This window comes from Aurantimonas sp. DM33-3 (assembly GCF_014334315.1).
Lineage (GTDB): Bacteria > Pseudomonadota > Alphaproteobacteria > Rhizobiales > Rhizobiaceae > Aurantimonas > Aurantimonas coralicida.
The window spans coordinates 24,522-43,658 of the sequence record NZ_JACSGS010000004.1 but is presented as its reverse complement, the minus strand read 5'-3'; the positions used below and the strand labels follow the sequence as shown (position 1 = coordinate 43,658).

Below are 19,137 nucleotides of genomic sequence, written 5' to 3'. Positions count from 1 at the left end.
GGTCCAGCATGCCGATCGGCTCCACCGTCGACCTCACCGCCGCACCGGACGCGCTGGCCCGTTCGCGTCAGCGTGCCGCTTTGATGCCCGACCTTCTGGTCGAGGCACGGCGCGTGGTGTCGACGGTCATCGCCGGCTGGCACGGCCGTCGGCGGCGCGGCGTCGGCGAGAATTTCTGGCAGTTCCGGCCCTTCGTGCAAGGCGAGCCGGTCTCGCGCATCGACTGGCGCCGCTCGGCCCGCGACGACCATGTCTATCTGCGCGACCGCGAGTGGGAAGCTGCCCAGACCGTGTGGCTGTGGGCCGACCCGTCGCCGTCCATGCGCTTCATGTCGAGTGCCGCCCAGGTCTCCAAGGAATCGCGCGCATTGGTCATCGTCCTGGCCCTTGCCGAGATCCTGTCGCGCTCGGGCGAGCGCATCGGCTATCCCGGCGTCGTCGATCCGATCTCCGCGCGCAATGCCGCCGAGCGGATCGCAGGTGCGCTGCTCTCCCGGCGACCCGACGATCCCTTCCCGCCGGACGACCGGCTCAAGCGTTTCACCGAACTGGTCATCGTCAGCGATCTTCTCGATCCGGTCGACGAGGTGGTGGCGCGCATCGACCAGCTCGGCCGGCGCGGCATTCGCGGCCACATCGTGATGATCTCCGATCCGGCGGAGGAGATGTTTCCCTATGCCGGCCGGACCGAATTCCGCGATCCCGAGACCGGCGCGACGCTGACGGCAGGACGTGCCGAGACCCTGCGCGAGGAATACGCCACCGTCTACCGGGCGCGCCGCGAGCACATCGCCGAGCATTGCCGCCGCCTTGGCTGGAGCTTCATACCCCACCGCACCGACCATCTGGCCTCCGAAGCCCTGGTGGCCGTCCACGGGCGGCTGAGCGGCGCACCGCAGGCCGTCGCGCCGCGCGTAGCGGGAGCCTCGGCTTGATCGGCGGGCTCGCCCTTTCGTTCGGTGCGCCACTGGTGCTGTTCGGGCTTCTGGCACTGCCGGCGATCTGGTGGCTCTTGAAGCTGACGCCGCCGCGGCCGCAGATGGAGACCTTTCCGCCGCTGCGCATCCTCGAACGGGTGCTCAAGCGCGAGGAGACGCCGTCGAAGAGCCCATGGTGGCTGACGTTGCTGCGCCTGCTGCTCGCCGCGCTGATCATCTTCGCCTTGGCCGCCCCGACCCTCAATCCGCGCGAGGGCCAGTTGACCGGCACCGGGCCGTTGGCGCTGCTGGTCGACAATGGCTGGGCCAGCGGCGGCGATTTCGATGTGCGGCGGACGGCTGCCGAAGGGCTGATCCGCGAAGCCGGCGAAGCTGGGCGCCCTGTCTCCCTCGCCTTCACGGCCGAGGGCCAGTCCGACGACGCGACCCCCGTCGAAGCCAACGCCGCGCTGGAGCGCCTCGCCGCGGCTTCACCGCGCCCCATCCCCACCGACCGGGCAGCCGCAGCCGAGCGTATCGCGACCGCGCTTGCGGGCAACCGCGTCGGCTCGCTGGCCTTCGTCGCCGACGGTCTCGATGCCGAGGGAACCGACGCTGCCAGCCGCAGCCTTGCCGCCCTCGCCCCGTCGCAGGCCATCGTCTATGCGCCGGAGGTTGGCGGTCTCGTCGGCCTCACGGGCGCCGACAATTCGACGGAAGCGCTGGTCGTGCAGGCTGTCCGCCCCGGGGTGGCCGAACCGCGTAGCTTTGCCGTTCGCGCGATCGACGCGCAGGAGCGCGAGATCGGTCGCACGTCCCTCGATTTCGCAGCCGGGTCGGCCAGTGCCGAAGCCCGCTTCGCGATCCCCGTGGAACTGCGCAACGACATCGCGCGGCTGGAGGTCGAGGGCGCCGAGACCGCCGGCGCGGTTCGGCTGGTCGACGACAGCTTCCGGCGCCGCCGGGTCGCGCTGGTCTCGGGCGAATCCTCTGACCTCGCCCAGCCGCTGCTGTCGCCGCTCTACTACATCACCCGGGCGCTGGAGCCCTTTGCCGATCTCGTGCGACCGCAGAGCGCCAATCTCTCCGAGGCCATCCCGGCGCTGATCGCGCGGCGGCCCTCGGTCATCGTCCTTGCCGATATCGGCATTCTGCCCGACAATGCCCGCGAGGCGCTGCAGGGCTTCGTCGAGGATGGCGGCTATCTCCTGCGCTTTGCCGGCCCGCGCCTCGCCGCCGCGCCGGGCGACGACACGCTGGTGCCGGTGCGCCTGCGTACGGGCGAACGCCAGCTCGGCGGCGCCATGTCTTGGTCCGAGCCCCAGAAGATCGCGCCGATGCCCGACGACGAACCCTTTGCCGGGATCGCCGTGCCGGAAGACGTCACCGTGACCCGCCAGATCCTCGCCGAGCCGGCGGCGGATTTGTCCGAGCGGACATGGGCGAGCCTTGCCGACGGTACCCCGCTTGTGACCGCCGAGACGGTGGGGGCCGGCACCATCGTCCTCTTCCACGTCACCGCCGAGGCGACCTGGTCGAACCTGCCGATCTCCGGTGCCTTCGTGGAAATGCTGCGGCGGATCGTGACGCTGTCGCGGGCGGGTGCCGGCCCCAGCGAAGGCCGCACCGCCGCCGACAGCCTGCCGCCCTATCGCGTGCTCGACGGTCAGGGCCGCCTTACCAGCCCCGGAGCCGACGTCCAGCCGCTGCAGCCCGTCGCCAATGGCGACCAGCCGGTGACACGCGAAAACCCGCCGGGCCTCTATGGCAGCGAGGAAGGCTATCTCGCCCACAACCTCCTGCCGGCGGACGCCGAATTGCAGCCGCTGCCTGCGCTGGATCTCGGTGCGCCGGTCGAGGCGCGCGGCTATGGCGGCGAGAATGCCGTCGATCTGGCGCCCTGGCTGTTTGCCGCCGCCCTTGTCCTCTTCGCGCTCGACGCGCTGGCCCTGCTCTGGCTGAACGGTGCGGCGACCCGCATCGGCAACAGCTTTTCGCGCGGCCGTGCCGGCGCGCTCCCTTCGATCCTCGCGATTGCGGTGATCGGACTGGTCGCCACGGTCCCGGATGCCCGCGCACAGGAGCCGGCACCGACGCAATCCGGTCAGCCGGCAGCGGACGACGACGTCGATGTCGAACGGGCGATCCGGGCGACGGAGACGACGCATCTGGCCTATGTGCTGACCGGCGACGAAGCGACCGACGAGATCTCGCGCCAGGGCCTGTCCGGCCTGTCGCAATTCATCACCGCCAAGACGGCGCTGGAGCCAGGCGAGCCGATGGGCGTCGACATCGCCACCGACGAACTCGCCTTCTTCCCGATCATCTACTGGCCGATCGACGCCAGTGCACCGATGCCGAGCGAAACCGCAATCGGGCGCATGGATGCCTACATGAAGCAGGGAGGCACGGTGCTGTTCGACGTGGCCGACGATCCGATCTCCGGCCTGTCCGGCGGCAACGTCTCGGCAGGACAGCGCCGGCTGCGCGAGATCCTCGCCGATCTCGACGTGCCGCCGCTGGACCCGGTGCCGACCGACCACGTCCTGACCAAGGCCTTCTACATGCTGGACGACTTTCCCGGCCGCCACACCGGCTCCCAGCTCTGGGTGGAATCGCTGGTGCGCGACGGCGAAGGCGGCGCGCGGCCGGCGCGCGGCGGTGACGGCGTCTCCTCGATCATGATCACATCGAACGATTTCGCCAGCGCCTGGGCGGTCGACAGCCAGGGCCTGTTCCTGTTCCCGACGGATTCCGCCGATCCCGCGCAGCGCGAATATGCCTATAGGGCGGGCGTGAACATCGTGATGTACGTGCTGACCGGCAACTACAAGGCCGATCAGGTGCATGTGCCGGCGCTCCTGGAAAGGCTGGGCCAATGAACTGGTCGGTCGATTTCGCGCCGTTCTTTTCCTGGACGGTGATCGCCCTGCTCGCGGTCCCGGCGGTGCTGCTCGCGCTGGCGCTGGTGGTTGCGCGCATCCGCGGCGCGCTGGTGCGCATCCTCGCCATTGCGGCGCTGCTGCTCGCGATCATGAATCCGGTGGTGCTGCAGGAAGAGCGTGATCCGCTGAAGAGCGTCGTCGCCCTCGTGGTCGACCGCAGCCAGAGCCAGACCATAGGCGAGCGCAACGCCCAGGCCGACGCTACGGAAGCGGCGCTGAAGGAGGGCCTTGCCCGCTATCCCGAATTCGAAGTGCGCACCGTCGAGGCCCGCTCCGGCGCCTCACCCACCGACGGCGCCACCACGGCCCTGTTCGGCGCTCTCTCCGGCGCGCTCAAGGATGTCGCGCCGGCCCGCGTTGCCGGCGCCATCATGGTGACGGACGGCCAGATCCACGACATTCCGGCCGAAGCCCAGGCACTCGGCTTCGACGCGCCGGTGCATGGTCTGATCACCGGTCAGCCGGACGAATTCGACCGGCGCATCGAGATTACCACCAGCCCGCGCTTCGGCCTGGTCGACGAGGACCAGAGGCTGCGCTACCGCGTCCTGGAAGACGGCCCGGCCGCTTCCGACCGGCCGGTCGAGGTGCAGGTCTTCCTGAATGGCGACCTGATCTCCCGCGAGAGCGTGCGCCCCGGCGGCGATGGGGAGTTCGTCTTCCAGCTGCCGCGCGCCGGCAAGAACATCCTCGAACTCGTTGCCGCCCGTGACCCGAACGAGATCACCCCCGTCAATAACCGCGCGATCGCGGTGGTCGACGGTATCCGGGAGAACCTGCGCGTGCTGCTGGTCTCGGGCGAACCCCATGCCGGCGAACGGACCTGGCGCAATCTCCTGAAATCCGACGCCGCCGTCGATCTGGTGCATTTCACCATCCTGCGGCCGCCGGAAAAGCAGGACGGCACGCCGATCGACCAGCTGTCGCTCATCGCCTTCCCGACGCGCGAGCTCTTCGTCGAGAAGATCGACGATTTCGACCTGATCATCTTCGACCGCTATCAGGAGCGCGGCGTGCTGCCGTCGCTCTATTTCGACTACATCGCCCAGTATGTGCAGAATGGCGGCGCGATGCTGATCGCCTCCGGCCCGGAATATGCCAGCCAGGAGAGCGTCGCCCGCACGCCGCTGCAATCGATCCTGCCGGCCCTGCCCACGGGCGACATCGAACAGAGTGCCTTCCGGCCGCAGATCTCGGAGATCGGCCGCAAGCATCCGGTGACGCGCAACCTGCCCGGCTCGGCCAGCGAGCCGCCGGACTGGAGCCGCTGGTTCCGCTCGATCGACGTCAGCGAGCCGGAGGGCGAAACCGTGATGGACGGGCCGGACGGCAAGCCGCTCCTGGTGCTGGACCGGGTCGGCGAAGGCCGCATCGCGCTTCTCCTGTCCGATCAGGAATGGCTGTGGTCGCGCGGCTTCGAAGGCGGCGGTCCGCATGTCGCCCTGTTCCGCCGTCTCGCCCATTGGCTGATGAAGGAGCCGGAACTGGAGGAAGAAGCGCTGGACGCCGAGGCCCGCGGTTCCGACCTCGTCGTCACGCGCCAGACCATTGGCGATGCCCCCGGCCCTGCCACCGTCCTGACGCCATCGGGCGGAGCGGTGACGCTGCCGCTGAACGAGGTGGGTGCCGGCCGCTACGAAGGCGTGCTGGAGACCGAAGAACTCGGACTGTTCCAGGCGGCCAACGACGATCTGCGGGCGCTGGCCAATGTCGGTCCGGTCAATCCGCGCGAATATCGCGAAGCCATCTCCACCGGCGACAAGCTGCAGCCGCTTTCGGATGCCACCCGCGGCAGCGTGCGCCGGGTGGCCGACGGTGACGGCGAATTATCATTCCCGCGGGTCGTGCCGGTCAGCGGCCGCGCCAATGCCGACGGTCGCGACTGGATCGGCCTGAAGACCACCGACGAGACGGTGCTGCGCGGCGTCGACCGCACGCCTCTCTTCGCCGGCTTCCTTGGCCTTGCCGTGCTGCTCATGGCGCTGTCGGCGACCTGGTATCGCGAAGGGCGGTAAGACTGGCGCCTCTGTCGAGAGCCTTGCCTAACGCATCGGCACCTCTAGTGTGAGGAACACGTCGACACGCCGAACATGCTGGAGCCGCCATGTGGTCTCGCCTGCTTGCCACGGTCTTCGCGGTGCTTCTGCTGCAAGTCCAGACCGCCGCTGACGTCAAGGACAGGGTCGCGTCCCTCGCGCCGTCCGGGCTGGTGTTCGTGCTGGACGAAGACGGCAACGAGCTGCTCGCCCAGAACGCCGACAAGCCCTTCGTCCCTGCGTCGGTCGCCAAACTCGTCACGGCGTGGCTGGCGATGGAGGTTCTTGGCGGCGACTACCGCTTCAAGACGCAGTTCTATCTCGGCGACGACAGGGTCCTGTATGTGCGCGGCGGCGGCGACCCGTTCCTGGTCTCCGAGGAACTCGCCGTGCTCGCGCCGAAGCTCCTCGAGGAAACCGGCACGGAGTCCTTCACCGGCATCGTGGTCGATGCGAGCTACTATCCCGCCGAGCTTAGCATTCCGGGGATCGAGGCCACCGACGAAGCCTATGATGCGCTGAATTCGGCCCTCGCCGTCAACTTCAACACGATCAACGCCCGTCGCAACGGCCAGACGGTCCGGTCCGCCGAGGAGCAGACGCCGATCACGCCCCTCGCCATCAGCCAGTTCCGTGCGCGCGGCCCCAACGGCCGCAGCCGGATCAGCCTGACCCAGGAAGATCCGAGCATCGGCATCCGCTATGCCGGCGAGCTGCTTGCCGCCTTCATCGAGCGGTCCGGCGGCAGTATCGAGGGCGACATATCGCTCGGGCCGGCCCCCGCCGGGATGACACCGGTCTATGTGCACGAGCAGTCGCGCGATCTTGCTGAAATCCTGCGGCAAATGCTGATCGGCTCGAACAACTACATCGCCAACCAGGTCTTTCTGGAGATCGGCGCGCATCGCGAGGGCGGCCCGGTCAGCCTCGAGAAATCGATCCGTGTCGCGCGCGAGATCTTCGCCGCGCATAACGTACCCGACGCGATGCAACTGGTGGAAGGCTCGGGCATCAGCCGCGACAATAGCTTCACGGCGCGCGGCCTTGCCCGCGTGCTGGGCCATTTCGCCCCTCACGCCGAGCTCCTGCGCAAGACCCGCGCCGGCTCCCGCTACAAGACCGGCACCTTCTCGGGCGTCAGCACGCTGGCGGGCTTCGCCAGGACCGCAGGGCACGGCGACGTGCGGTTCGTGATCTCGCTGAACGGCGGCGGCAAGCTGCGCTTCCGCCTGCTCACCGCCATCGAACGCGGCTTCTGACAAAAGCCGGCTGTGCACTGAACGGCCCGATCGTGCGAGCGCTGCATTCGCGTGGGTAATGGACCAATCTGCCCCGACCGGAAGACGTGAACCGACCGGTCGGGGCGATCGCTGACGGGGAGACCGCCGATCTAAATCGAATCGGTCAGAAGCCTTCGAGGACGATCTTGCCCTTGGCCCGGCCGGTTTCGGACTTGCGGTGTGCTTCCTTCAGGGTCTCGGCATTGATCGGCGTCATCACCTCGCCCAGCGTCGTGCGGACCTTGCCGGTGTCGATCAGCTCGGCGACCTTGTCGAGCAGCTTGCCCTGTTCGTTCATGTCGGCGGTCTCGAACATCGATCGCGTGAACATGAACTCCCAGTGGGTGGAGACGGATTTCTGCTTGAACGCCGAGACATTCAGGGCCTCGGGGTCGTCGATCAGGCCGAAATGTCCCTGCGGCGCGATCAGCTCGGCGATCGCGTCCAGATTGTCGGCGGTTCCGTTGGTCGAGAAGACGAAGCCGGGCGCACCGATGCCGAGGGCCCTGATCTCGTCGGCCAGCGACTTGCTGTGATCGATGACGTGGTGCGCGCCGAGATCCATGACCCAGTCGCGGGTTTCGGGACGCGAGGCCGTGGCGATGACCGTCATGTCGGTCAGGGCCCGAACCAGCTGAATGGCGATCGACGCGACACCGCCGGCGCCGCCGATGATCAGGATGGCGTTCGCCGAACCCGGCACCGGCCGGGTCAGGTCGAACCGGTCGAACAGCATTTCCCACGCCGTGATCGCGGTCAGCGGCAGCGCCGCCGCTTCGGCGTCGGAGAGCGAGGTCGGCTTGTGTCCGACGATGCGCTCGTCGACGAGATGGAACTGGCTGTTGGCCCCGGGACGCACCAGCGATCCGGCATAGTAGACGTCGTCGCCGACCTTGAAGCCCTCGACGGATTCGCCGGCCTCGACGACACGGCCCACCGCGTCCCAGCCCAGCACCTTCCACGCGCCGTCCGGATCGACATTTGCCCGGATCTTGTGGTCGACCGGATTGACCGAGATCGCACGCACCTCGACGAGAAGATCGCGGCCGGCCGGAACGGGGCGGTCGAGTTCCACGTCGACCAGCGCGTCCGGCCGATCGATCGTTCCGGCATTCTTGTACGCAATCGCTTCCATCATCCTGCTCCGTCACACCATCCGATTGAACAGGGCCGAAGATGTTCCTATGCTCGCATGAGAGCAATACGCACAAATGACGCCACTAGTATCAAGAAGGATACCACCATGGCGAAGATCCGGCATTCCCGGTTCGACTGCACGCCCGGCTGCTCCGTCGAGGCGGCCATCGGGCTGATCGACGGCAAGTGGAAGTCGGTGATCCTGTTCCATCTGCTGGACGGGACGTTGCGGTTCGGCGAACTGAAGCGGCATCTCGTCAGCATCACGCCGCGGACGCTGACGAACCAGCTGCGGGAGATGGAGGAAGACGGCCTCATCGACCGCAAGGTCTATGCGCAGGTGCCGCCGAAGGTCGAATACAGCCTGACGCCGCTCGGCCGCAGCATGGAGCCGATCCTGCGATCGCTGAAGCAGCGGGGCGACGCCAATATCGGCCTCTACGGCAAACCGCAGAAGCTGGAACCGCGCGCCGAACACGCGGCTGCGTGAACCGAGGCCGGCGGTACGCGGATCACGCGGCGGGGAGGCAGTCGACGGGCAATCGTCGGGTCGGACGGTGGCCTTCCTCGAAGCGGTTTGCGGACATGTCAGAGCATGGCGCCGCTGGCAGATCCCCGATCGCGCCTTCGGCTTGGGAGACGAACGCACTCGGCGATCACCGCGATCCCGTTTCGCGGTCTCTCACCTCTTCGAGGCGGCAGACGGGGTCACGATCTTCAACCCTTGCATCGAGTCCGCCTCGACGTCGACGCTTCCGCTGACAACGCTCCCGTCCGACCCCAGGGTCTCAAGGGTGTAGGTTCCGGGCGGAACGTCATCGAACTGGAAGTAGCCGGAATCGTTCGTCACGGCCTGCATGCAGGTGTCCGGCTCCGAACAGAGGCTGATGAGCTGATCGGCCAGCGCCTTCTCCCTGCCTGCGCGGCTTCTCGGCGCCCTGGGGGATGCGTCGTCGCCGGTATTGGCGGCCTCGCTCGCCACCAGATCGCCGAACAGGCCGCCGGCATGAACGGGTTTCATCGCGAGCGCGATCGCCAGGGCGGGAAGCGCCAGGCACAGCGCAATCGCTGATCGAGAAGTCCTGGTCTCAATCATCCGCGCGGCCTCCCGCTTCGCTGAGGATGATCTCCGATGCTCTTCCCCGGCGCACGGGCTCGAGGACCTGCTTGCCGTAGTCGATCGTGTCGATCCCGCTCAGCAGGGTCCCGCCATTGACCGGGATCATCTTGCTCTGGTGCCCATCGTAGGAGACGACGAAATAGTCGAAAAACCAGGGGGATTTGCCGTCGGGGTTGATCTTCCTGGGAACCGACGCCGTCCACCGCACCAACTGGGGGCCGACCGTGCCTTCCTGTCCCCATTGCCGCGGACTGATACTCATCCGGAAGGATCGCATGTCGAGCTCGTTCTCGGCGACGCCGCCGATCTCGACCGTGCCCTGCATCTTGACGATCTCGTAGCGGGGCGAGCTGATCGTCAGGGGTTTCAGGAACAGGATCGCGATGAGGAAGATCACGACATAGCCGGCGACAGCGCCGCCGAGCTTGAAATTCACGCCGGCCAGCGCGCCACTCGCCTGTCCGGTGGACGGGACGGACCTGTAGAGCAGGATCGCCGGCACCAGCGGTGCCAGGATCGTCACCAATATCGCGACTATGTCGATCATGGCGGGCATTGCGTCGAACCTTCCGCATTCCCCTACGGAATTTTAGGACGGATTGCCGCTCGGCGCAATCCGGCGCTTGCCTGTGGTTCATCGAGCCTGCCGGACAGCGCTAAGAGGCGCCGCGCGCCGACATGTCCCGTCACCCCGCCGAGCGCACCGTCGACGAGCTCCAGGCCAAGGAGCCGGGCCAGATCGACGGGGCCCGGCATGATCACCGAGCCGCGCGGCAAGGGTCGATAGCCGAGCGGCGCGTAATAGGGCGGATCGCCGACGAGGATGATCGAGTTCTCGCCGGCCTCGCGGGCAGCCGTAGCGGCGCGCTGCATCAGCGCCTTGCCGACGCCACGGTTCTTGAAGGCCGGCCGGACCGCGAGCGGCCCCAGCATCAGCGACGGCGCGTTACCGATCGCGATCGGGGTCAGCCGGACCGAACCGATGATCGCCCCACCGTGCTCGGCGACGAAGGAGAGCGCCGGCGCATGGCGGGCCATCTCGCGAACACGCTCGGCGGCGCGGGTGAAGCGACCGGGGCCGAACGCCTCTGCGGCAATGGCATCGATGGCGGCATGGTGATCAGGATGTTCCGGCAGATACCGGACGTCGGAAAGGGCAAGCATGAGGGGCATTCCAGGTCGGGCGGGCGTCAGCGCCGCTCGCTGGGCTCCCATCGGCTGATCGGGATACCGGCAAACGACGACGGTCAGTGCGCGTGCGCGCAGATCCTGTGTCGTCGTCGGCGGATGATCATCGGAGCACTCCTCAAGTCCGGCAATCCGGTTAGCACTGCGATCCGGCAAGGTCCAGCCGGGCCCCTCCGGCCGATCGGTGCCGGAGCGTTGACGCTGCGTCGCGGCTGCCACAGGAACGCGCCGGGGCCACTTCGGTTAGTCTGACGAACCCGAACCGAAGGAGATCGCCAATGGGATTGCTCGTAGACGGCCAGTGGCAGGACAAATGGTACGATACGAAATCGACCGGCGGCAGCTTCCAGCGCTCGACCACGAGCTTTCGCGACTGGATCACCGCCGACGGATCGCCCGGCCCGGACGGCCAGACCGGCTACAAGGCCGAGCCCGGCCGCTACCATCTCTACGTCTCCCTCGCCTGCCCTTGGGCCCACCGCACGCTGATCGCCCGCAAGCTGAAGAAGCTGGAGGACGTCATCTCCCTGTCGGTGGTCGATTACCACATGGGCGAGGAAGGCTGGGTCTTTTCCGACCGTCCCGGGGCAATTCCCGATCCGATCTTCGGCAAGAAGCGGCTCTATGAAATCTACCTCGAAGCCGACCCGCACTACACCGGGCGGGTGACCGTGCCGGTCCTCTGGGACAAGCAGACCGGGACCATCGTCAACAATGAATCCTCGGAAATTCTGCGCATCCTGAACCGCGGCTTCGACGCCTATGGCGACGCCTCGGTCGACCTGTCACCCGACGATCTGCGCGACGACATCGACGCGATCAACGCGGATGTCTACGACCACGTCAACAACGGCGTCTATAAATGCGGTTTCGCGACGACGCAGCGGGCTTACGAGAAGCCCTTCGAACAGTTGTTCGATGCGCTCGACCGGCTCGAGGCGTTGCTGTCGAAGCAGCGCTACCTCGTCGCCAGCGCCGCACCGACCGAGGCGGACTGGCGGTTGTTCACGACGCTGATCCGCTTCGACCCGGTCTATTTCGGGCATTTCAAATGCAATCTTCAGCAGATCAGGGACTACCCGAACCTCTTCAAATACATGCTTGAACTCTATCAGGTTCCGGGTGTGGCCGAGACGGTCGATTTCGACCATATCAAGGGCCACTACTATTCCAGCCATGCAACGATCAATCCGACCGGCATCATCCCCGTCGGTCCGAAGCAGGATCTCACCGTGCCGCATGGGCGCGAGCGGCTGGCCGTTCACCAATAGGGATCGCGCGCCGTCTCGCCGGCCAGTTCGGCGAGACGGCGCCGGGTTGCGTTGGTGGTGCCATCCGGCAGCTCGCCTGGCGCGAAGAACCCCATCTCGGCGATCTCGGCGCCCGGCTTGTGGTTCGCCTCGCGCCGGAACGCGCCGCAGCGATAGAGCAGCACGTGGTCGCGGTTGGAGGCATTGCGGTTGAAATGGGCCGAGACCAGCTCCGGCTCGTCCAGAAGCACGATCCCCGCCTCCTCTCGCACCTCGCGCGTCATCGCCTCGGCCGCCGTCTCACCGGGATCGACCCCGCCGCCGGGCAGGTACCAGCCGGAGACATAGGTGTGCCGCACGAGGCAGATCCGCCCCGCGTCATCGAAGACGAAACCGCGGACGCCGAGGGTCATGGGCCGGGCCACCACATGCACGCCGTGCAGGATGCGTACCATCAGTTTCTCGAAACGCATCGCCGTCCTTCGTTCGCCAACCCTAGCAATCCGTCTCTCCTCACCTAGGATGACAGGCATGTTTCGTCTTGCCCATCTCTCCGATATCCATCTCGGTCCATTGCCTGAATTGTCGATCCGCGAACTCGCGTCGAAGCGTGTGACCGGCTACGTCAACTGGCATCGCAATCGCCGCAGGGTGATGTTCGGCGACACGCTCGCCAACCTCATCCAGGACCTGCAGCAGGAAGCACCGGACCACATCGCCGTCACCGGCGACCTCGTCAATCTGGCGACCAAGGTCGAGACCATGGCGGCTCGCATCTGGCTCGAGGAACTCGGCAAGCCGCACGACGTCTCCGTGGTGCCAGGCAATCACGACGCCTATGTCCCCGGCGCGCTGAAGCGGTCCTACCGGGAATGGTACGAGTACATGATTGGCGACAATCCGCTGAACGCCATCGGCAACTCGTTCCCCTATGTGCGGGTCCGTGGTCCCGTCGCGATCTTCGGCGTCTCGACCGCCGAAGCGACGGCGCCGTTCTTCGCCACCGGCACGTTCCGCCGGCGCCAGGCGATGGCGCTGGCCAAGCAGCTCGAGCACGCCGGCGCGCATGGCCAGTTTCGCGTGGTGCTGATCCACCATCCGCCGATCTCCGGCTCGACGGCGTGGCACAAACGGTTGATCGGCAAGCAGTTCTTCTCGAAGGTGATCCACGAGATGGGCGCCGAGCTCGTGCTGCACGGCCACACCCATCTCGATACGCTGCATTGGCTGAAGGGGCCGCAGGGCATGGTGCCTGTGGTCGGCGTGCCGTCGGCGAGCCAGGCCCCCGGCAGCTCGCATCCGGCCTCGCGCTACAATCTGTTCGAGATCGACGGCGAGCCGGGAAAATGGTCGCTGATCCAGCGCGAACGCGGCGCCCGTGAAGAGCGTCCGGGCATCGGCTGGGTACGCCAGCGCGAACTGCTGACCGACGGGCGCGCCGTCAACACGACCTCGCGCGAGGATTCGCGGCCGGCGGCCTGATCAGCCGACGGAGACGCCGAGATAGGACGAAATCGCCAGCAACAGGCCGGCGCCGACGACGACGCCGATCATCAGCCAGACGGCCGCGATGACGAACTCGGTCGAACGCGAGCGCTGCGGCTCCGGCTGGCGCAGCGGCGCCTCGTTGGTGCGGCGAACCGGATGCGCCGGCTTGGCGATCCGCTCGTTCAGCTCGTCGTTGACCGCGAAAGCCTTGTCGCGCTCCACGATCCGCTCGGCGACGTAGTCCGTCACCCGATCGGCAATGATCCGCGCTTCGGTGGATTCGACCAGCGTCACCCGGCCGAGGCGCGTTTCACGGACGAGCCGATAGGTGCGCCGGTCGCGGGCCATGACGACGTTGGCGGTGCCGTCGATCCACAGCCGCGCATGGGCGCCGCCCGACAGGGTGAAGTCGAACATGTCCTCGCCCGCCGGCAGTTCGTCGATCAGCGGCTGCAGCTCTTCCTGCAGGATTTCGAGCCGCGCGCGATCGGCCTCGCGGACATCGACGACGACGTCCGAGCGCTGCGCAGCAGCGATCTTGGCCTGTCGCACGGCATCGGCCAGTCGCTTCGTCCCCATCAGGGTCGCGACATTGTCCTTGCCTTCGCCCATCGATCGTCGCCTCGAATCCAATTCGTTAACTGGGGGTTTATCATATTCGGAATCGCGATTGGAAGAAACTGCGTGACGCTCCGGCTCAGGCGCCATCGACCCGCTCGATCGACGCCAGAATCGCGCTCTCGCAGGCGTCTTCCGCCTCCAGCATCAGCATGTGGCCGTGTCCGGTCAGCGCGGTCACGGCGAAGCCTGGCGGCGCCTCGGCGCCCTGCGCAAACGGCGTGACCGGATCCTCCGTACCCCACACGAGCGAGATCGGCACGCCGCTCGCCGCGATGGTCTCGAGCGGCAGAACGCCCTGCGTCCCGCCCCCGCCGCCATCCCTGGCCGTGAACAGGAGATCGAACATCTGCGCGACCGCGGCGCGGTCCTCTGGCGTGCGGGCGGCGGCGATCGCGGCGGCCGTCTCGCTGTCCGGCTGCCAGTCCGGGGCGCCCATCGCGCCAAGCGACGTGCGGACCGCCTCGGCGCCCTCGGCCGTCATCACCGCTGCGATCAGGTCGCTGCCGATCTCCGGACCAAATCCGCCCGGGGCAAGCAGCGTCAGCGAGGCCACGCGGTCCGTTGCGAACAGGCTGACGAGGCAGGCGATGGCGCCGCCCATCGAATGGCCGACGAAATGGGCGGAGGCGATGCCCCGCGCCGCCATCTCGGCGATCACCGCCCGCGCCGCCACTTTGGGCGGACCGAAGCCGGGATAGTCCCGCGACCGGCCATGGCCCGGCAGGTCGAAGGCGAGAATCCGCCGCTGCGGAGTGGCGAGGCGCCGTTGCAGCGCCTCCCACACGGCCGCCCGACCGTCGAAGCCGTGCAGCAGCACGACGGGCCGCGCTGTACCGCCGGCTTCGCCGCCCTGTTCGGTGGCAAACAGGCGCGGTGCTTCGGCGTCGCCCATCAGCGCGACGCCAAGAGGCGGTTCGCCGCGGCGACCAGCGCTTCGAGCGAAGCCGTGACGATGTTCTTGTTCATGCCGACGCCGAACAGCCGTCCGCCCTCGTGCTGCACTTCCATGTAGCAGATGGCGCCCGCATCGGAGCCAGCTCCCAGCGAGTGTTCCGAATAGTCGAACACCGAGAACTCCAGCCCCAGATGGCGGCAGAGGGCGTTGACGAACCCGTCGATCGGCCCGGTTCCGATCCCCTCGATCGTGGTCTCCACGCCATTGTCGAGGATGGTCGCCTCGACGATCCGCTCGCCCTTCACGTTCGCGCTCGGCCGGGTGGTGTGTTCGACGAAGCGGATGCGGCCGTCGGGCTGCTCGACATAACGCTCGATGAAGCGCTCGTAGATGCGCTTGACCGGCAGCTCGCGGCCTTCCTCGTCGGTGATGTGCTGGATATCCTCGCGGAACTCCACCTGCAGGTTGCGCGGCAGGTTGAGGCCGTAATCGGCCTGCAGCACATAGGCGATGCCGCCCTTGCCCGACTGCGAGTTGATGCGGATGATCGCCTCGTAGGACCGGCCGACATCCTTCGGATCGATCGGCAGATACGGGACTTCCCACAATTCCTTGTTGGCGACCTTGCGGGCCTTCATGCCCTTGTTGATCGCGTCCTGATGCGACCCGGAGAAGGCCGTGTAGACCAGTTCGCCCACATAGGGATGACGCTCGTGGATCGTCATCTGGTTGCAGTACTCGAAGATTTCCTTGATGTGGTTGATGTCGGAGACGTCGAGACCCGGATCCACCCCTTGCGTGAACATGTTCAGCGCCAGGGTGACGAGATCGACATTGCCGGTGCGCTCGCCATTGCCGAACAGCGTGCCCTCGACCCGGTCCGCCCCGGCCATCAGGCCCAGCTCCGTCGCCGCGACCGCGGTGCCGCGGTCGTTGTGGGGATGCAGCGAAACAATCAGGCTGTCACGATTGTCGAGATTGCGGCACATCCATTCCATCTGGTCGGCATGGATGTTCGGCGTCGACATCTCGACCGTCGCCGGCAGGTTGAGGATCAGTTTGTTGTCCGGCGTCGGCTGGACGATCTCGGCGACCGCGTTGCAGATCTCGACGGCGAAATCGAGCTCGGTCCCGGTGAAGCTTTCCGGCGAATACTGGAAGCGGTAGCCGCCGCCGGCTTTGGCCGCCATGTCGACGACCATCTTGGCGGCGTCAGTAGCGATCTCGCGAATGCCGGCGCGATCCTTCTGGAACACGACGCGGCGCTGCAATTCGCTGGTGGAATTGTAGAAATGCACGATCGGCCGGTGCGACCCCTCCAGCGACTCGAAGGTGCGCGAGATCAGCTCAGGCCGGCACTGCACCAGCACCTGCAGCGACACGTCGTCAGGTGTCTCGCCCTCCTCGATGCACCAGCGCACGAAGTCGAAATCGGTCTGCGAGGCGGACGGGAAACCGATCTCGATCTCCTTGAAGTTCATCGCCTTCAGGAGCGCGAAGAACCGGGCCTTGCGGTCCTGTCCCATCGGATCGACCAGTGCCTGGTTGCCGTCGCGCAGGTCCACCGAGCACCAGATCGGCGGCTCGGTGATGGTCTTGGACGGCCATGTCCGGTCAGGCAGATCGACCTGGCCATAGGGCTGGTACTTGCGGGAGGCCAACGGCATCGTGCCGCGGCGCTCGGCCGTTTCGGGCGGCGCCTGCCGGACGTCTGCGGCCGAACGGGTGGCGGGTGTAACGGACATGGTCTTCGCACCTTGATCGCTGGGCGGATGACGGCTGCGGCGGCTTCGCGCGCATCTGGCCGGTCATCGGCAATTGGAACCGTCTTGTAAAGCGAGAGGGGCTGAGCGCGCGGGCCGGGTCGGACCACAGTGCCGGCTCGACCGCCGGACGCCCCCTTCAGGTCAACGGGTCCGACGGCCGCAGCTAAGAAGGAGAAGGCGTAGAAGCGAGAGCGGACGCGCGGCATCGCCGGCCCGGCTCTGGGCCGCGATCATGCCGAAAGTGGATGGCGTCGCGTTCATGCGGCGAAGAGTAGCCGCAAATCCGTCGATGGCAAGCCGAAAATGCAACAGTCGCGGGCGCCCGCTCAGTCCGCCGGCGCTTGCGCGAAGGCCGGCCGCGCCTCGAAGACGAGCGTCGCCACCGCGCCGCCGTCGTTCGACGTCTCGAAGCGTCCGCCGATCTGCTGGGTCAGAGAGGCGACGATGCGCATGCCGAGATTGCGGGACGCGGCAATGGAAAAGCCGTCCGGCCAGCCGGGCCCGTCGTCGGCGACCTGCAGCCGCTGGGTCCAGCCCTCGCCCGCAGTGCCCGCCATGTCCTCGCGGCGAAGCGAGACCCGGATGGTGCCCGGCCGGCCGTCGGCGCAGCCATGCTCGATCGCGTTGGAGATCAGTTCGGTCACGATCAGCGCCAGCGGCACGGCCGTCTCGGCATCCACCTCGGTGGGCGCGACATCGGTCAGATAGGTGACGTTGGTCACCCCCGATGCCGCCAGGAGGTCCGGCCCGAGCTGCGCCAGATAGGGCGCCATGTCGAGGCTCTGGCGGCTCGGATCGTGGAGCTGGCGCTGGATCTTCGACACGAGGCCAATGCGGGCGGAGGCCTGCTGCAGGGCGGCTGTCGCCTCGGCGGAGGAGGACACGCGCGCCTGGGTGTTCAAGAGCGCCGACACCACGGCGAGATTGTTGGAGACCCGGTGCTGGAGCTCGCGGAACAGGAGGTCGCGCTCGTTTGCGTAGCGGGCGGTCGCCTCCTTCTCGACGGTCAGCCGGTCGAGCGCGACGTGCATCCAGTGGATCAGCACGATGTCGACCGTCACGATGAAGACGTAGAAGACCAGCGCCAGCAGCGAACCGCCGGTGAGCAGGAAGGAATCGAAGGGCGGAATGAAGAAGTACCAGGCCGACAGGCCGCCAAGGAGACCGACCAGCGCTCCCGGCGCCGTGCCGGCGAGGAAGGTCGTGATGATGACGGCCGGGAAGAACGACAGATACGGGAAGCCGGCCGGCAATTGCTCGTCCAGCCCGTAGCGGACCCAGAAGGCGAGCCCGATCGCCACGATGGCGAAGACCCAGCGAAGCACCGGCCTCTCGCGCCAGGAGATGGCGATGAGAAACGCCTGCACGCCGTTCAGGCCGGCGAGATTGGCCCTGCCGCGCGGCGCGCCGATGTCGACCCCCATGGTGATCCCCGTCCAGTTGCAGTGCGCCGCGAACCCGTCACGACTCCAGCGTCCCTTCCGCCGCCAGCTATTGCCGCTGCGGCGGGAAATGGCAAGCAATCGTCGTTTGATTTCAAGGGGCTGCCCCTGATCTCAGAGCCTTGGCGAGCCGGCGGGGTCAGAGAACCGGTACGCCCGTCTGCTTGGCCTCGCCTTCCGGCTCGACATGGATCGACACCCGGGCCCCGTCGAAGGCCACCTGCAGCGCATCCTCGATGCGATCGCAGATTTCATGGGCAATGCCGACGGTCATGGTTTCCGGCACGACCATGTGAAACTCGATGAAGATCGCCCGGCCGGCCAGCCGTGTCTTCAGATCGTGAACTTCGAGCGCTCCATCCGCATGCGAGGAGATGATGTCGCGGACGGTGGCCTCCTCCTCCGGGTCGATCGCACGGTCCATCAGCCCGGACAGCGAGCTCATGACCACGAGATACCCTTCGCGCAGGATATTCAGGGCGACGAGGGCCGCCATTAGCGGATCGAGGATCGTCCAGCCGGTGCTGGTGGCGATCAGCAAGCCGCCGATGACGCCGACGGAGGTTACGACATCCGCCATGATGTGGCGCCCGTCCGCCGCAAGCGCGGGCGAGCGCCGGGCGGCGCCCTGGCGGATCAGATAGGTCGCCCAGACGGCATTGATGGTCGTTGCCGCGGCATTGATGGCGATGCCGATCAGCGGCTCCTCCATCGCCCGCGGCACCAGATAGGCCTGCCATGCCTCGCGCAGGATGAGCAGCGCCGCCAGAACGATCAGCACGCCCTCGATCACCGCGGACAGATATTCCGCCTTGGTGTGACCGAAGGGGTGGTCGCTGTCGGCCGGCTTGTAGCTCAGCGTGACCGCCCAGAGCGCGATCAGGCCGGCGACGACGTTGACGATGGATTCCAGCGCGTCGGAGAACAGCGCGACCGACCCGGTCATCCGGTAAGCGGCGTATTTGATCGCAAGCACGATCACCGCCACGGCGACCGACGCCATGGCAATGCGCTTCACCAGCGGGGCACCAGCACCCGCCGCCATCTCCGAC

17 protein-coding genes are annotated in these 19,137 nt (G+C 67.1%); 7 read left to right on the top strand and 10 right to left on the bottom strand.

Features of this window, described 5'->3' with window-relative positions:
* Positions 1 to 8 precede the first annotated feature (8 nt).
* The 4 genes from H9Q09_RS07115 to H9Q09_RS07100 all read left to right on the top strand — a co-directional run bounded on the left by H9Q09_RS07115 (position 9) and on the right by H9Q09_RS07100 (position 7,157).
* Entirely contained in the window at positions 9 to 935 is a 927-nt protein-coding gene (locus H9Q09_RS07115) for a DUF58 domain-containing protein (RefSeq protein ID WP_024350405.1), read from the top strand.
* The gene (locus H9Q09_RS07110; RefSeq protein ID WP_187390492.1) at positions 932 to 3,799 is read left to right on the top strand and encodes a DUF4159 domain-containing protein; all 2,868 of its coding nucleotides are present in this window, start codon (positions 932 to 934) and stop codon (positions 3,797 to 3,799) included. The genes H9Q09_RS07115 and H9Q09_RS07110 overlap by 4 nt, the downstream gene beginning before the upstream one ends.
* Positions 3,796 to 5,877, top strand: a complete 2,082-nt coding sequence (locus H9Q09_RS07105) for a hypothetical protein (RefSeq protein ID WP_187390491.1) — start codon at positions 3,796 to 3,798, stop codon at positions 5,875 to 5,877. Before H9Q09_RS07110 ends, H9Q09_RS07105 begins: the two co-directional genes overlap by 4 nt.
* Positions 5,878 to 5,966: 89 nt before the next feature.
* Positions 5,967 to 7,157, top strand: a complete 1,191-nt coding sequence (locus H9Q09_RS07100) for a D-alanyl-D-alanine carboxypeptidase (protein ID WP_187390490.1) — start codon at positions 5,967 to 5,969, stop codon at positions 7,155 to 7,157.
* Between the two features lie 145 nt (positions 7,158 to 7,302).
* Here the strand turns inward: H9Q09_RS07100 and H9Q09_RS07095 are convergent, their stop codons facing one another.
* On the bottom strand, positions 7,303 to 8,313 hold the full coding sequence (locus H9Q09_RS07095) for a zinc-binding alcohol dehydrogenase family protein (RefSeq protein ID WP_187390489.1): 1,011 nt from the start codon (positions 8,311 to 8,313) through the stop codon (positions 7,303 to 7,305).
* 108 nt (positions 8,314 to 8,421) lie between these two features.
* On the opposite strand from H9Q09_RS07095, the gene H9Q09_RS07090 reads away from it, so the two are divergent.
* Positions 8,422 to 8,805, top strand: coding sequence for a helix-turn-helix domain-containing protein (locus H9Q09_RS07090; protein WP_187390488.1), 384 nt, complete (start codon positions 8,422 to 8,424; stop codon positions 8,803 to 8,805).
* Between the two features lie 192 nt (positions 8,806 to 8,997).
* Here the strand turns inward: H9Q09_RS07090 and H9Q09_RS07085 are convergent, their stop codons facing one another.
* Genes H9Q09_RS07085 through H9Q09_RS07075 form a run of 3 tightly spaced genes read right to left on the bottom strand, consistent with a single transcriptional unit; the run spans position 8,998 to position 10,842 of the window.
* A complete protein-coding gene (locus H9Q09_RS07085; RefSeq protein ID WP_187390487.1) occupies positions 8,998 to 9,411 on the bottom strand; it encodes a hypothetical protein in 414 nt (137 codons plus the stop codon).
* Positions 9,404 to 9,982, bottom strand: coding sequence for a hypothetical protein (locus tag H9Q09_RS07080; RefSeq protein ID WP_187390486.1), 579 nt, complete (start codon positions 9,980 to 9,982; stop codon positions 9,404 to 9,406). Before H9Q09_RS07080 ends, H9Q09_RS07085 begins: the two co-directional genes overlap by 8 nt.
* Positions 9,983 to 10,014: 32 nt before the next feature.
* A complete protein-coding gene (locus tag H9Q09_RS07075; protein WP_306302717.1) occupies positions 10,015 to 10,842 on the bottom strand; it encodes an N-acetyltransferase in 828 nt (275 codons plus the stop codon).
* A 59-nt stretch (positions 10,843 to 10,901) separates the two neighbouring features.
* Between H9Q09_RS07075 and H9Q09_RS07070 the strand changes: the two genes are divergently transcribed.
* Positions 10,902 to 11,894, top strand: a complete 993-nt coding sequence (locus tag H9Q09_RS07070) for a glutathione S-transferase family protein (RefSeq protein WP_024350396.1) — start codon at positions 10,902 to 10,904, stop codon at positions 11,892 to 11,894.
* Here the strand turns inward: H9Q09_RS07070 and H9Q09_RS07065 are convergent.
* On the bottom strand, positions 11,885 to 12,346 hold the full coding sequence (locus H9Q09_RS07065; RefSeq protein ID WP_024350395.1) for an NUDIX domain-containing protein: 462 nt from the start codon (positions 12,344 to 12,346) through the stop codon (positions 11,885 to 11,887). The two genes, H9Q09_RS07070 and H9Q09_RS07065, sit on opposite strands and share 10 nt — an antisense overlap.
* Positions 12,347 to 12,404: 58 nt before the next feature.
* On the opposite strand from H9Q09_RS07065, the gene H9Q09_RS07060 reads away from it, so the two are divergent.
* Complete coding sequence (locus tag H9Q09_RS07060; protein ID WP_024350394.1) at positions 12,405 to 13,355, top strand: metallophosphoesterase; 951 nt, start codon at positions 12,405 to 12,407, stop codon at positions 13,353 to 13,355.
* Here H9Q09_RS07060 and H9Q09_RS07055 read toward each other — a convergent pair whose 3' ends face one another.
* From H9Q09_RS07055 to H9Q09_RS07035, 5 genes are all read right to left on the bottom strand, one after another.
* Positions 13,356 to 13,973, bottom strand: a complete 618-nt coding sequence (locus H9Q09_RS07055) for a hypothetical protein (protein ID WP_187390485.1) — start codon at positions 13,971 to 13,973, stop codon at positions 13,356 to 13,358.
* Positions 13,974 to 14,058: 85 nt separating this feature from the next.
* Positions 14,059 to 14,874: an alpha/beta fold hydrolase gene (locus H9Q09_RS07050; RefSeq protein WP_187390484.1), complete on the bottom strand. Its 816-nt coding sequence runs from the start codon at positions 14,872 to 14,874 to the stop codon at positions 14,059 to 14,061.
* Positions 14,874 to 16,622: a 2-isopropylmalate synthase gene (leuA, locus tag H9Q09_RS07045; protein WP_029703031.1), complete on the bottom strand. Its 1,749-nt coding sequence runs from the start codon at positions 16,620 to 16,622 to the stop codon at positions 14,874 to 14,876. Before leuA ends, H9Q09_RS07050 begins: the two co-directional genes overlap by 1 nt.
* Before the next feature lie 347 nt (positions 16,623 to 16,969).
* The gene (locus H9Q09_RS07040) at positions 16,970 to 18,067 is read right to left on the bottom strand and encodes a histidine kinase dimerization/phosphoacceptor domain -containing protein (RefSeq protein ID WP_051141563.1); all 1,098 of its coding nucleotides are present in this window, start codon (positions 18,065 to 18,067) and stop codon (positions 16,970 to 16,972) included.
* Between the two features lie 157 nt (positions 18,068 to 18,224).
* Entirely contained in the window at positions 18,225 to 19,130 is a 906-nt protein-coding gene (locus H9Q09_RS07035) for a cation diffusion facilitator family transporter (protein ID WP_024350389.1), read from the bottom strand.
* Positions 19,131 to 19,137 lie beyond the last annotated feature (7 nt).